A 14,639-nucleotide genomic window follows, 5' to 3' on the forward strand; every position below is an offset into this window, starting at 1 on the left:
TATGATACCAGCAATCAGACAACAATTCAACGAAAGTTTCACGACAGAAAAATATGAAGCAATGATTGCGGAAATTCATAAAGATTTCCCTAATCAGCTTGATTTTAGAGTTGCCGAAACCCCTGTTTTTGTTCCGAAAGAACTAAAAATCAAGCTATTACAGGCTTGTAATGATATTATTGAGGTCTTACTGAAGCCCGATTTTAAGGAAAAAACTAATCGTGCAATTCCTGCCAATCAGCATGTGCCAAATGAAGATGCTCACCCAAGTTTTTTGGCAATTGACTTTGCAGTTTGCAAAGACCAAAATGGCGAGTTGATTCCGCAACTCATTGAGCTACAAGGATTTCCTTCGCTTTTTGGTTATCAATGGTATTTGGGGCAGAAATACCGGAAGTTTTTTATCGACCCAAAAGGCTTTAGTCAATATTTCAATCGTCTTTCGATGGCGTCGTACGTCGATGAAATGAAAAAAGTTTTATTGGGCGACGAAAATGCTGAAAATGTAATTTTGCTCGAAATTTACCCCGAACAGCAAAAAACACGCTTAGATTTTGAAATTACTCGACAACTTTGGGGAATCGAACCCGTTTGTTTAACCAAAATTAAAAAAGTTGGCCGACAACTTTTTTATGAAAAGAATGGAAAAACCATTGAAATCAAACGCATTTATAATCGACTGATTTTTGATGATTTATTACAGAACTTTCCCGATTTAGAGACTAATTTCAAAATGACTGATGATGTGGATGTCAAATGGGTTACTCACCCAAATTGGTTCTTCCGTATCAGTAAATTCACTTTGCCTTTGCTCAAAAGTGCATTTGTACCGCCAAGTTATTTTTTATCAGATTTGAAAGAATACCCCACCGACTTAGAAAATTATGTTCTAAAACCATTATTTTCATTCGCAGGAAGTGGTGTAAAACTTAATTTTACGAAAGAAGAATTGGAAGCAATTGCTGATAAGGAAAATTATTTGATTCAGCGAAAAGTTAAATACGAACCAATTATCGAAGATAAAGAAGGGAATTTGATAAAGACTGAAATCAGAATGTTGTTTACATGGGAAGATAATGCTCCCCGCCCAAAACTTGTTACAAATCTGGCTCGTTTAAGTCGTGGGGAAATGATTGGTGTAAACTTCAATAAAAACTTTGATTGGGTAGGCGGCAGTTGTGCTTTTTTTGAAGATTAATTTATTGATAATTACTAAATAATTGAAAGTCAATACCTAAATTTCAAAAATATGGTATTGACTTTTTTTATTTTCTGCGAATTAATCTCTTATTAATTCATTATTATTAAAATATTTTATTTTTACTCGAAATAAATTAATCCTTCAAAATGAAATATAAAATAACTTTATCTGCCGTACTCATTTTTTCTTTAATAGTTAACAGTGGTTTTGCACAAAATACCATTCACCCAACTTCATCGCTTTACCAATATCCGAAAGAACCAGAAGTTCGTCAAAAACTCGAAAACTGGCGTGACCTCAAATTTGGAATGATTATCCATTGGGGGCTTTATGCGGTGCCAGGCATCATCGAGTCTTGGTCGATTTGTAATGAAGATTGGATTACAAGAGACTCCATGAGTAGATATGATGATTATAAAAAATGGTACTGGGGACTCAGTAAAGATTTTAATCCGACCAAGTTCGACCCCGAATCTTGGGCAAAAGCAGCCAAAAGTGCGGGTATGAAATATTTGGTTTTTACGACCAAACACCACGACGGCTTCAATATGTTTGATACCAAATACAGTGATTTCAAAATCAGTAATGGCCCTTTTGCCAATAATCCACGTGCTGATGTTGCCAAATATGTTTTTGATGCCTTCCGTAAAGAAAATTTCATGATTGGAGCATACTTTTCAAAACCCGACTGGCATACGCAGTATTACTGGTGGGACAGATACGCTACGCCAGACCGAAACGTAAACTACGATATTCGCAAAAATCCGTGGCGTTGGAATAAATACAAAGAATTTACCTACAATCAAATCAACGAACTTACCTCAAACTACGGAAGCGTAGATATTTTGTGGTTAGATGGAGGCTGGGTACGTCCGTTAAATACCGTAAATGATGAAGTTCGTTCGTGGGGAGCACCTATTCCGCCATTCAGTCAAGAAATTGATATGCCGAAAATAGCCACCATGGCACGCAAAAATCAACCAGGTTTATTGATTGTTGATAGAACAGTTCATGGGCCGTACGAAAACTATCGAACACCTGAGCAGACGATTCCGAAGACCAAATCAGATACTCCGTGGGAAAGCTGTATCACACTTGGTGGTGCTTGGGGCTACGTGCCAAACGATAATTTCAAAACGGCATCAAAAGTAATTCACACTTTAATTGAAGTGGTAGCCAAAGGCGGAAGTCTGTTATTAGGGGTTGGCCCAACCGCAGAAGGAACATTTCTTGATGCACAAGTAGAAAGATTGAACGAAATTGGTAAATGGTTAGATAAAAACGGAGAGGCAATTTACGGTACCCGTGCAACCGACCATTTTAATGAGAATGATATTTACTTTACGAAAGGGAAAGGAAATAATTTGTATGCTTTAGTGAAAATAAATGAAGGTTCAGCTCCGAGTACAAGCATTTCTTGGACAAAAAATATCCCAAAATCTGGCAGCAAAATAACACTGTTGGGAGAAGATATTTCGTTGAAGTGGGAAAAGAAAGGTGAAAAAGTTTTGGTATATTTACCGAAAGAAATTACCGAAAAATATCATTCATCACCAGCTTTAGCTCTCAGATTCGAGAAATAAAGTCTATTCAACCCTATCTATGAAAACCATCCATCTATTTACCATTATCTTTCTATTGGCATTTAATTGTTTTTCACAAGTAACATTAGTTAAAGAAGGATTCATTGATGTAAACCCCGAAGAAAAATCTTGTCATGCCTCAACTATTGTAGAGCTTTCTGGCGGCAAATACATGGCAGCTTGGTTTGCTGGAGAACACGAAAACCACCCCAAAGTGTGTATTTGGGTTTCGACAAAAACTAAAGAAAACTGGAGCAAACCCGTTAAAGTGGCTGATGGCATCTATGAAGGTACTCAATATGCCTGTTGGAATCCTGTTTTGTTCAAAAACCCATCGGGAAAATTATTTTTATTCTACAAAGTTGGCATCAATCCAAGAGAATGGTGGGGAATGATGAAGACTTCATTGGATGAAGGCAAAACTTGGTCAGCCCCAACTCGCCTACCCAATGATATTTTGGGACCAATTAAAAATAAAAGTATTCAACTAAAAAATGGAGATATTTTACATCCATCAAGCACAGAAAGCGTTGATAGCAAAGTTTGGCACACACACGTCGAAATTTCGGATGCGAATGGAGAAAATTGGCAAAAAATTCCGATTGAATGTGGTGAATATGGTGTAATTCAACCTTCGGTATTGATTCATAAAGATGGAAGATTGCAAATGTTATTGCGTAGCCGTCAAAACAAAATTATTCAGTCGTGGTCGTCGGATAATGGAAAAACTTGGGGAAAACTCACACCAATAAATTTACCCAATCCAAATTCGGGTATTGATGCCGTTACGTTAAAAGATGGTTCATTCTTATTGGTTTACAACCCACTTCCATCAGGAAAGCAATGGTCAAATGGTAGAAATGTATTAAAATTGGCACATTCGACCGATGGCATTAATTGGACAGATATTTATACACTTGAGAATCAAGCAAAAGGAGAGTTCAGCTATCCAGCCATTATTCAATCTTCCGATGGTTTAGTAAATATCACCTATACTTTTGACAGAAAACTAATTAAAAATGTGGTTTTTAAGGTGAAATAAAAACAATTTTATTTGCTTATTCTTGGATTTAACGTCGGCAAGGCTTTGAGCCTTGCCGACGTTTTCGTATTAACTACCAAATTATTTACTAACCTTAATCTTCGTAATCGTATTCGATACTACTTCTTCATAATAAGCCATTACTTTTCGACCATTGATTTTTACTATTTCAGGGGTTACGTAATAATCGAATAATAGTTTTTGGTTATCGGTAGTTGTAATAGAAATTGTGCTTGGCAAATCACTTTCGGTTACTTTTCCAGCTCCTCTCAATACACCTACAACAATCTGCACATTATCACTAAACTGCATTGGTTCTGTATGTATAGCAGATTTTCCGTTGATTTGTAAATCGATTAAGGCATTAGTCAAATCGCTATTATAAGTAAATGCTACATATTTGCCTTTCCATTTCTGCAAAATCCCCATATTTACATTTTTTACTTCTTCAAGATTTATTGTAAAGTATTCTGAGAATTTACGCTCAGGAAACTCAATATGTAGTGTAGCCAAAGGATAGCCCGAATCCTCCACTCCTCTTAAAATGCCAAACTCATTTATTCCATCATCAACAAATGTTTTATTAGTCTTTGGAGTTGCCGAATTGCTATGATTTGAGATAAACAACAAAGAAAAAACGAGTAAAATGGCAGTAATTGTTTGAAAATTCCTCATTTGATAATAGGTATTTTAGTGATTAGTATAAGGGCTGTAAATAACTCAATTAATAGCGACATAAACAAAAAATGCCCCACGATTTCGTGTGGAGCATTTTTGCAACTTTATCATTTCTGGCGAATATTATTACGTCAGACGCTCAATATCACCTTAAATAATTATTTGTTAACTTCCGCAGCAATCAAATTTAATGCCGAACCAGCTTTAAACCACTCAATTTGACTTGCATTGTAAGTATGATTCAATTTAATTTCTTCCGACGAACCATCTTTGTGTGTAATTACCAAAGTCAATGGCACACCTTCTGAGAAAGTTGTCAAACCAGTGATTGCAAAAGTATCATCTTCTTTGATTTTATCGTAATCTGCTGGGTTTGCAAATGTCAATGCCAACATACCTTGTTTTTTCAAGTTTGTTTCGTGGATACGAGCAAACGAACGAACAATAATAGCACGAACACCTAAATGACGAGGCTCCATAGCAGCGTGTTCACGAGATGAACCTTCACCGTAGTTTTCGTCACCTACAACGATTGTACCTACTCCGGCAGCTTTGTACGCACGTTGTACAGCAGGAACTTCACCATACACACCTGTCAATTGGTTTTTAACTGTGTTTGCTTTATCATTCACGAAGTTAATGGCACCAATCAAAAGGTTATTCGAGATATTGTCAAGGTGTCCACGGTATTTCAACCACGGGCCAGCCATTGAAATATGGTCAGTTGTACATTTTCCTTTTGCTTTAATCAATAATTTCAAGCCTGATAGGTCTGTTCCTTCCCAAGGTTTGAATGGGTCGAGTAATTGCAAACGGTCAGATTTTGGACTTACCGCCACTTTTACTTTGCTACCATCTTTCTTAGGTTTTTGGTAACCAGCATCTTTCACATCGAAGCCCATTGGAGGCAATTCAACGCCAAATGGGTTCTCAAGTTTCACTTGTTCGCCATTTTCGTTAGTCAATGTATCTTTTACAGGGTTGAAAGTTAAATCACCCGCGATGGCAAAAGCTGTTACGATTTCTGGTGAAGCCACAAATGCGTGAGTATTTGGGTTACCATCAGCACGTTTCGCAAAGTTACGGTTGAATGAAGTGATGATTGAGTTACGCTCACCTTTTTCAGCACCGTGTCTTGCCCATTGACCGATACATGGTCCACAAGCGTTGGCTAAAACCACACCACCGATTGCATCAAATTTAGCTAAGATACCATCACGCTCTGCTGTGAAACGTACTAATTCAGAACCTGGAGTGATTGTGAATTCTGCTTTCGCTTTTACGTTTTTAGCAGCTGCTTGCGATGCGATTGAAGCAGCACGTGTCATATCTTCGTAAGAAGAGTTTGTACACGAACCGATAAGACCCACATCTAATTTTTGTGGCCATTTATTTTTGATAACTGCTTTCGCAAATTTCGATAAAGGCCAAGCCAAATCTGGCGTGAAAGGACCGTTGATTCTTGGTTCCAATCTCGAAAGATTGATTTCGATTACTTGGTCATAGTATGCTTCCGGATTATCGATACACTCTTGGTCAGGGCGTAACAAATCTTTGATACCATTTGCTAAAGAAGCTACTCTTGCACGACCAGTTGCTTTTAAGTAAGCAGCCATTTTGCGGTCATAACCAAACAATGAAGTAGTAGCACCGATTTCAGCACCCATATTACAGATAGTACCTTTACCAGTTGCCGATAAGCTATCAGCACCTTTACCGATATATTCAACGATATAACCAGTACCACCTTTTACAGTTAAACGGCCAGCAACCTCCAAGATAACGTCTTTTGCAGAAGCCCACCCTTTTAATTTACCTGTTAGTTTAACACCGATCAATTTTGGCATTTTCAATTCCCAAGCCAAGCCTGCCATAACGTCGCAAGCATCAGCACCACCAACACCAATCGCTACCATACCCAAACCACCTGCATTCGGTGTGTGAGAGTCAGTACCGATCATCATACCACCTGGGAAGGCGTAGTTTTCGATCACTACTTGGTGAATAATACCAGCCCCTGCTTTCCAGAAACCAATACCATATTTATTTGAAACAGAAGCTAAGAAATCATAAACTTCTTTGTTTTTTTCGGTAGCAATTTTTAAATCGTCAGTCGCACCCACTTTTGCTTGAATCAAGTGGTCGCAGTGTACCGTTGAAGGCACAGCTACTTTCGGACGACCCGCCGACATAAATTGTAATAATGCCATTTGAGCAGTTGCATCTTGCATAGCTACACGGTCAGGAGCAAAATCTACGTAATCAGCTCCACGGTTGTAAGCTTTTGTCGGCGAACCTTCCCACAAGTGCGAATAAAGAATTTTTTCGGCCAAAGTAAGCGGACGACCAACTGCCTTACGTGCAGCGGCTACTCTTTCTGGCATTCGAGCGTAAACGCTCTTAATCATATCTAAGTCAAAAACTGCCATTAGTTAAAATAATTTAAGATTTTATAGTTACCGAAATTCGATGTAATTATGAGATGAACAAAAGTACAAAACTATGCTTAATTACAGGAATGATTTCTTGCAAAAATAGAATAGAAGCAATGCAAATACAACCTTTGGCGACGATTATCTTAAAAATTTATCAAAAAAAGCCCAATTTTAATCAAAAACAAGAAGGCCCTCACTTTTTGAGGGCCTTTCTAATGAAAATCTAATCTGAAAACAGATAAAATTCGGGCATTTTATTCTTCAATTACTAAAACTTTTGAAAATTGTTTCGGTATTGAATTTTCAGAATATTGAATGGCTTTTATCACGTAATTGCCTTTCGGTAGGTCTTGAATATTATACTGCAATTCGTTTTCTCCTGCCTGTATACTTGATGCTTTACGTATATAAGTACGCCCCATCATGTCAGTTACTTGCACCATTAGTTCAGAATCAGTTTTCGATTTATACATTAATCGTACCGACTCTTTACTCGGATTTGGATATGTACTCATTGATAAAATCCCTTCCTCTTTAGCAACCGCCTCCGAGAGCAACTCAACTTGTTTTGAAATACTCTCGCCTGTTTCTCCCTTGGTATTTTTAGCAATTACTCTCCAAGCAAAAGTTTGTCCTTTTGAGAGATTCTCAATACTTGCAAAGTTTGAAGGTGTTTTCAAATAGCTTTCCCAAGTTCCATCTTTCCACACTTCAACTTCGTATTCGTTAGCCCCTTTAACAGTTTCCCAAGTTCCGTTGAATGAGTTTTCGGTCACATCAATATTTTGTAAGTTGGTCGGTGCAGCCAAACGCAATGCTGGAGTTGGGTAAGCAGCACCCACTCCCACTGCATAAAAAGCATTCGTAGTTGCTATCACTTGTGTAGAACCAGCACCGAATAAATCAATTGCGGCTTGAATCGCACCTGTTCTTGCACCAGCATAGTTTGTACTTGATGTCATATACACAGTTTCCATGCGATACGTGATTTTGGCAGCATCTAAGATTCCGATACCTGTTACATTATATACATTTCCGATGTCGTTTGTGCCTGTTCCGCCAGTTACTAATAAATAAAACCAGAAATTCAACACTCCACTGTTGGTATGAACACCACAGTAATCATTGGTAGAAGATGGCGTGCAGTTAGGGTTTATCCAAAATGAACCGCCATACGTATCAGGGTCATTGAACTGATTAGGATTTTGCATATTTCTAAACCCTTGTCGATTTGCAATATCAAAGTCTTCTCCAACTTTCCAAGTACCTTTTGTGGGAAACTTATAATATTCTACGCAAGCTCCCCAAATATCACTCAATGCTTCATTTAATGCTCCTGATTCTTTTTGATAAACTAAATTAGCCGAACTTGAACACACAGCGTGGCCTAATTCATGAGCACAAACATCTTGTGACGTTAGTGGATCGAAGGTTGTACCATTACCATCGCCGTAGGTCATGCGAGTTCCATCCCAAAACGCATTCACATAATTGGTCGAATAATGTATGTAGCTTCTGATTTTGGCACCGGCATTATTATAGCTATTGCGATTATGGACGTTCTTAAAATAGTCATAGGTATTTTGAGCTCCCAAATGTGCATCAAGAGCAGCATTATCTTTATTAGTATTGGCATATTCAATCCACTGATTATTTGCATCAGTAAAATCAACTGCACGATTATAGCTCGTACCTTTTCGCATGTTATAAGTTTCGACACCCAAGCCACGACTTACATCTCTCAAACGGAAACCACCCGTAAAACTATCAGTTGTCGATGATTGAGTACCTGAATAGCGAGTGGCAACTGTACCAGGTGCCGCCGCATGATGAATTATTGCGTCGCTAAAAATCCACTCTCCGTTTTTCGCATCTATGTATACGTTTGCACGACTGAGCGGTTTGGTTGCATAAATATCAAACTTCCAAGCCAAGCGTGGCTTAATTTTGTCAGCTTTTGTTAATCCTTGAAAGTTTTCAATGATTACCAATTCACCCGTTGGAGCGTATTTACCTTTAACTTTTCCATAATATTCGGCAGCATCTTCTGTTTGCCACATATATTCAGTAGCTCCAACCGATTTGAGAGCATTTGCCAAAGCAGAAGACTCGGAAATAGCCGCTTTCGTATCAAAATCATCATCAACTTTCTTATAGTCTCCACTCATGGTTTCAATAAACCCATTGCGTGCGTGCGTCACATACGTTCCAAACTCAACTTTAATTCCTTTAAAATACTGTTGATGCTTCGTGTGTGTAAAGCCTAAATTATCTTTTTCGGATTTTTCGGCTTTAAAATCATGGTTAATACTTGCCTTTAAATAATTTTTGATAGCCTGCTTAGCATTGGTTTCGTCTTTTTTGCTATCTTCTCTGAACTCAACAAAGGTAGGTGTATCATTATCAGAGTCACGACTTTCTTTTTTGGCATCGTTTTGTGCCAAAGCAAAAAATGAAATTCCACTTAAAAGAATTCCCAATGAGTAAATTTTTCTCATAAAAATAGATATTTAAATAATTGATAATGAGGATAAAAATTATCCTAAAGCAATGAAAAATAAATGCACAAACAAAATTTATGAGCTAAATAATTTTGTTGCAAATGCAAAATATTATCAAGAGGTATCATTAAGAAAAAGATATTTTTTTGGCAATTTTTTACAGAAAATAGTTGTTTTATGAATCAAGGCTTATATTTGGGTCATAATTATCAAAATCAGGATAGATGTCGAAAAATTTAGTAATAGTTGAGTCCCCTGCCAAAGCCAAGACCATTGAGGGTTATCTTGGCAAAGATTTTACCGTGAAGTCAAGTTTTGGTCACGTAAGAGATTTACCTGATAAAGAATTAGGAATTGATGTAAAAAATCAGTTTTTACCTAATTATATAGTATCATCCGATAAAACAAAGGTGATAAGTGAATTAAAGAAATTGGCAAAAGAATCGGAAACGGTCTGGCTTGCAACCGATGATGACCGTGAAGGAGAAGCCATTTCTTGGCACTTAAAAGAGGCGTTGGGTTTGACAGACTCAACCCCAAGAATCGTTTTTCGAGAGATTACAAAAAAAGCTATCACTTCGGCAATCCAAAATCCACGCACAATAAACATGGACTTGGTGAATGCTCAACAAGCTCGCCGTGTACTCGATCGACTCGTAGGTTTTGAATTATCGCCAGTTTTATGGCAAAAAATCCGTACGGGCGAACGCACCAACCTTTCGGCTGGACGTGTTCAGTCGGTAGCGGTGCGAGTAATCGTTGACCGTGAGCGTGAAATTGATGCCCACGATTCAAAATCATCGTTTAAAGTTGTTGCTCAATTTATCGTTGAAAAAGGAAAAGTTTTAAATGCTGAACTCGGCAAAAACTTTGAAAAAGAAGCGGACGCTAAGGCTTTTTTAGAAAAATGCCTTGGAGCTATCTTTACCATCAAGAATCTTGAAGTAAAACCAGCAAAAAAATCTCCTGCGGCTCCGTTCACTACCTCAACTTTGCAGCAAGAGGCTTCTCGTAAACTGGGTTTCTCGGTATTACAGACCATGACAGTAGCACAAAAACTCTACGAAGCTGGTAAAATATCCTACATGCGTACTGACTCGACTAATCTCTCTGATGAGGCAATCGAGAAGGCAAAAACGCAAATAGAGAATGCTTACGGAGAAAAATATGTGAAAACTCGCAAATACAAAACCAAGAGCGAATCGGCTCAAGAAGCTCACGAAGCGATTCGTCCGACCGATTTTGGTACTGAAAAAGTTGATGGAGATAGAAATGAGCAACGTTTGTATGATTTGATTTGGAAACGCTCGATTGCCTCACAAATGGCTGATGCGGAATTAGAACGTACGATTGCAACGATTGGCATTTCAACCACTAACGAAGAGCTCGTGGCAACTGGTGAGGTAATCAAATTTGATGGTTTCTTAAAAGTTTATCTCGAATCGAATGACGACGAAGACGAAGAAAACAAAGGAATGTTGCCACCATTGAGCATCGGTCAGATTCTCGACCTTGCTTTGATGAAAGCAACAGAGCGTTTTTCAAAACCACCAGCAAGATATACCGAGGCAAGTTTGGTAAAAAAACTCGAAGAAATGGGCATTGGTCGTCCATCAACGTACGCTCCTACGATTTCTACGATTATCAAACGAAATTATGTTGTAAAAGAAGACCGACCTGGTAAAGAAAGAGAATTTAAGGAATTTACTCTCAAAGAAAATACGATTTCGGAAAGAGTTGGAAAGGAGAACTATGGCACAGAAAAAGCCAAATTATTTCCAACAAACGTCGGAATGGTAGTAAATGACTTTTTGGTTGATAATTTTGATGCCGTAATTGACTATAATTTTACTGCAAAAGTCGAAAAAGACTTCGATATTGTTGCCGATGGCAAAGCACAATGGCAAAATATAATTGCGAGTTTCTACAAAGATTTCCATAGTAAAATTGAGCAAGCTTCTGATGTAAAATCAACAGCTGGTACTCGTGAACTGGGAATCGACCCAAAAACTGGCAAAAAAGTAAGTGTTAAAATCGGTAAATTTGGGCCTTATGTTCAGATTGGCGAAAAAGACGATGACGAAAAGCCTGTTTTTGTAAGCCTTCAAAAAGGTCAGTTGATTGATACTATTACACTCGAAGAAGGCTTGGCATTATTCGATTTACCAAAACTCCCTCGTGAAGTAGGTTTCTTTGAAGACCAGCCAATTATTGTTTCGATTGGCAAGTTTGGGCCTTATATTAAGCATAATGATAAATTTTATAATATTGATAAATCAGAAGACCCATATAAAATCGACCAAGAAAAAGCCATCGAATTGATTGGTATTCAGCGAAATAGCAATGATTTATCACAACCTAAAGATTTAGGTATTTATGAAGGTTTGGCAGTAAATATCGGCAAAGGTAGATTTGGACCGTACGTAAAACACGGAGATAAATACTATAATATTGATAAAAAAACCGACCCTTCTACACTTACAATCGAAGGGGCAATTGAAATCATAAAAGCTAAAAAAGCAGCCGAAAGTAATAAAATTATTAAGGAATTTGAAGAAAATAAAACGATTCAGGTACTTAATGGCCAATACGGCCCTTATATCAAAGCAGGAAAGCGTAATGTTAAAATTCCGAAAGGAACTGACCCAGCAACGCTAACTTTAGAAGATTGCTTGAAATTGGCAAATGGTTGATATCAAGCGGTTGGAAATAAAATTTCCAACCGCTTTTTATTTAATCACAACTCTTTATCTGAGCAGTAAACCTTGCTGTTTGCTTGACTTCAAATCCTGGCTCTAATAATATTGATTTCCCGCTCCAAAAACTCACTTTTGGTTGAGTATCAAAACCTTCTATTGATAGAATTTTTTTTCGTGTTATCAGTGTTTCGATAGCTCCTATACTATGAACACCCTTTTGAATATCATTGGTAATCTCTAAGTTTCTTGATGCAACGGTAACTGGAACTGAAATATTGCCTCCACTTCTGCAGTAAGCATCAATAACAATCGAAGCATTTACTTGAATACTAATTGAAGAACCAGTCATGCTATTTGACCATGTTACATCATTATTGGGGCAGCCCATTACTGAAAGTACAATATTTTCATTTGGGCAAGCGTAAACAACCGATGGAATAAGTTCGATTGGTTGACAATTTAATTCTTCTACGATTACAATTGCATTACTACTGATACTTTCACAACCATAATCTACACATTTTGCTGAATAAGTTCCTGCATTAGTAACGTGTAGTTGCTCTCCTGTACTTCCATTGTTCCATATTATACTACCACTGCAGTTATTTGAAGAAATCTTTAAGTCTTTACCACTACAAATAACTGTACTAAAAGAACTAATTATCGGTGGTATTGGTGCATTTTTAATAGAAATCACATTGGAAGGGCAAAGATATTTTTTTTCAATACCATAAGTTAGTATCTGCTTATTCCAGCCAACTACCAATATTTCATTCTCATCAAGAAAACTTAAATCTGTGCTTATATTTAAACTTTTAATTTCTTGCCAACTACGTCCACCATCAGTACTATAATTTAAGAAACCACCTATTAAGGCCCACCCATTTTGAGTATCACTAAAGTGAACTGAAGTTAAATAATTTATCCAAAAATTACTTTTATACCAAGTTTGTCCGCCATCTTCTGTTCTGAAAAAATCACCTTTGGCACAAATCCATCCTACGTCTACATTAATAAAAAAAATCTTTGTAATATCATATGTAGTTTCTAACTGTTGCTTTTGCCATGTTCTACCACCATCGTTTGTAACATATATTACTCCTTGAGATTGAGTAATCCATCCTTTATTTCGCGATGCAAAATAAATATCCTGAAAGGAATTTTGCTCATAAGATATATTATTTACCGAAGTCCAAGTCTGACCTCCATCTGTAGTTTTTAAAGCCAAATTAAATGTTCCTACAATCCATCCATTATTTTCATCAAAAAAGAAAATACCACTAAAAAAAGAGTTTCCAAGATTGACATTAAAAGACATTTGAGTCCATGATAGACCACCATCAATGGTTTTGAATACACTTTTTCCAGCAGTTATCAGCCAGCCTATATTTTTGTTTAAGAAAAACCATCGGACAATAGTCTCGTTATTATTAAGACTATGATATGTCCAAGTTTTACCACCATCTATAGTTTTTGCATAATTTTTTTCACTGAAAGCCCATCCATTGAATTTGTCAACAAATTTGACACCTTTAAAGTCTAATACATTTACATTCTTTTCAATCCAACTTAAAGTACCGTTATGAGTTAATGCTACTGCCCCTCCGCCACCAGAAATAATCCCATGTTGTGAATCAAGCAGATATGCCCCCATTTTGTGTGCACCACCGATGGATGTATATCTTTTCCCCCAAGTAATGCCACCGTCATTGGTGTACAATATTATTGAACCCCCAAAAATAAACCCGTTCAATTCATCAACAAATTGGATTCTGGTGTACAAAGTGGTTAACTTATCGGTTATTTCGGTAACTTCACTCCAAGAGTTTCCTCCATCAACAGAACTAAATACCTCGCCACCCTCACCCACAACGAAACCTTTGTGTTGATTAACAAAATAAACCGCTCTTAGTGATCTGAAGGTATCCGCCCTTCTTTCAAACCAATTATTCCCTCCATCTGATGTTAAATATACGTAACCATTATTACCAACAGCCCAGCCATTTTGTGTATTTGCAAAGAAAATGGAGTTAAAGTTTATTCCACTTCCAAAATCCATGGCTTGAACAAACCAATTAAATCCTCCATCTGTCGTTTTAAGTATACTTTTTCCTGACCCAGCTATCCATCCAGTTTGGCCATCAATAAAATATAAATCCTCAAAACCCTGATAAGGGAAGTTTACATCAATAACTTGCCAAGTTACACCTTTGTCTATTGTTTTAAGTATGTATGGTCGTGAGTTTTTATTTCCGAGAAGAAATCCGTTATTTTCATCAACAAATTGAATATCGGAGAAGTAAAAATCTGTAAAGCTTCTTTGTTCCCAAGTTTTTCCACCGTCACGAGTAATCACCATTGAGCCATATTTTCCGACAGCAATTCCTGTATTTTTGTCAGCCATTGCTGCTGCAAAGAGTGTATTATCTAAAACATCATTTTCTTTTAATTCCCACTTTCTTTCACCTTCTATGTAAGGCTGGATGTCATAGTCCCCAAC

Annotated in this window: 8 protein-coding genes; 4 read left to right on the forward strand and 4 right to left on the reverse strand. The window is 37.2% G+C overall.

Annotated features, from left to right (window positions below):
- Window position 1 precedes the first annotated feature (1 nt).
- The 3 genes from ACOVO2_RS25105 (at window position 2) to ACOVO2_RS25115 (ending at window position 3,826) form a co-directional block, all read left to right on the forward strand.
- Window positions 2-1,198: a hypothetical protein gene (locus ACOVO2_RS25105; protein ID WP_421772615.1), complete on the forward strand. Its 1,197-nt coding sequence runs from the start codon at window positions 2-4 to the stop codon at window positions 1,196-1,198.
- 149 nt (window positions 1,199-1,347) lie between these two features.
- Entirely contained in the window at window positions 1,348-2,784 is a 1,437-nt protein-coding gene (locus tag ACOVO2_RS25110; protein WP_421772616.1) for an alpha-L-fucosidase, read from the forward strand.
- A 19-nt stretch (window positions 2,785-2,803) separates the two neighbouring features.
- Entirely contained in the window at window positions 2,804-3,826 is a 1,023-nt protein-coding gene (locus tag ACOVO2_RS25115) for a sialidase family protein (protein ID WP_421772617.1), read from the forward strand.
- 81 nt (window positions 3,827-3,907) lie between these two features.
- Here ACOVO2_RS25115 and ACOVO2_RS25120 read toward each other — a convergent pair whose 3' ends face one another.
- From ACOVO2_RS25120 to ACOVO2_RS25130, 3 genes are all read right to left on the reverse strand, one after another.
- A complete protein-coding gene (locus ACOVO2_RS25120) occupies window positions 3,908-4,501 on the reverse strand; it encodes a hypothetical protein (protein ID WP_421772618.1) in 594 nt (197 codons plus the stop codon).
- 161 nt (window positions 4,502-4,662) lie between these two features.
- Complete coding sequence (locus ACOVO2_RS25125) at window positions 4,663-6,933, reverse strand: aconitate hydratase (protein ID WP_421772619.1); 2,271 nt, start codon at window positions 6,931-6,933, stop codon at window positions 4,663-4,665.
- Window positions 6,934-7,193: 260 nt separating this feature from the next.
- Window positions 7,194-9,437: a M4 family metallopeptidase gene (locus ACOVO2_RS25130; RefSeq protein WP_421772620.1), complete on the reverse strand. Its 2,244-nt coding sequence runs from the start codon at window positions 9,435-9,437 to the stop codon at window positions 7,194-7,196.
- A gap of 227 nt (window positions 9,438-9,664) precedes the next feature.
- Here ACOVO2_RS25130 and topA point away from each other — a divergent pair, with 227 nt between their 5' ends.
- Entirely contained in the window at window positions 9,665-12,133 is a 2,469-nt protein-coding gene (topA, locus tag ACOVO2_RS25135) for a type I DNA topoisomerase (protein ID WP_421772621.1), read from the forward strand.
- Window positions 12,134-12,173: 40 nt separating this feature from the next.
- Here the strand turns inward: topA and ACOVO2_RS25140 are convergent.
- A partial coding sequence (locus tag ACOVO2_RS25140; protein WP_421772622.1) for a YCF48-related protein occupies window positions 12,174-14,639 on the reverse strand: 2,466 nt, incomplete at its 5' end.

Origin of the sequence: Emticicia sp., from assembly GCF_049241225.1 — a bacterium.
Lineage (GTDB): Bacteria > Bacteroidota > Bacteroidia > Cytophagales > Spirosomataceae > Emticicia.

Excerpts from the sequence above, each read along its gene's own strand:
- ACOVO2_RS25105 (WP_421772615.1), top strand. The coding sequence starts at position 2 with ATGATACCAGCAATCAGACAACAATTCAACGAAAGTTTCACGACAGAA.
- ACOVO2_RS25110 (WP_421772616.1), top strand. The coding sequence starts at position 1,348 with ATGAAATATAAAATAACTTTATCTGCCGTACTCATTTTTTCTTTAATA.
- ACOVO2_RS25115 (WP_421772617.1), top strand. The coding sequence starts at position 2,804 with ATGAAAACCATCCATCTATTTACCATTATCTTTCTATTGGCATTTAAT.
- ACOVO2_RS25120 (WP_421772618.1), bottom strand. The coding sequence starts at position 4,501 with ATGAGGAATTTTCAAACAATTACTGCCATTTTACTCGTTTTTTCTTTG.
- ACOVO2_RS25125 (WP_421772619.1), bottom strand. The coding sequence starts at position 6,933 with ATGGCAGTTTTTGACTTAGATATGATTAAGAGCGTTTACGCTCGAATG.
- ACOVO2_RS25130 (WP_421772620.1), bottom strand. The coding sequence starts at position 9,437 with ATGAGAAAAATTTACTCATTGGGAATTCTTTTAAGTGGAATTTCATTT.
- topA (WP_421772621.1), top strand. The coding sequence starts at position 9,665 with ATGTCGAAAAATTTAGTAATAGTTGAGTCCCCTGCCAAAGCCAAGACC.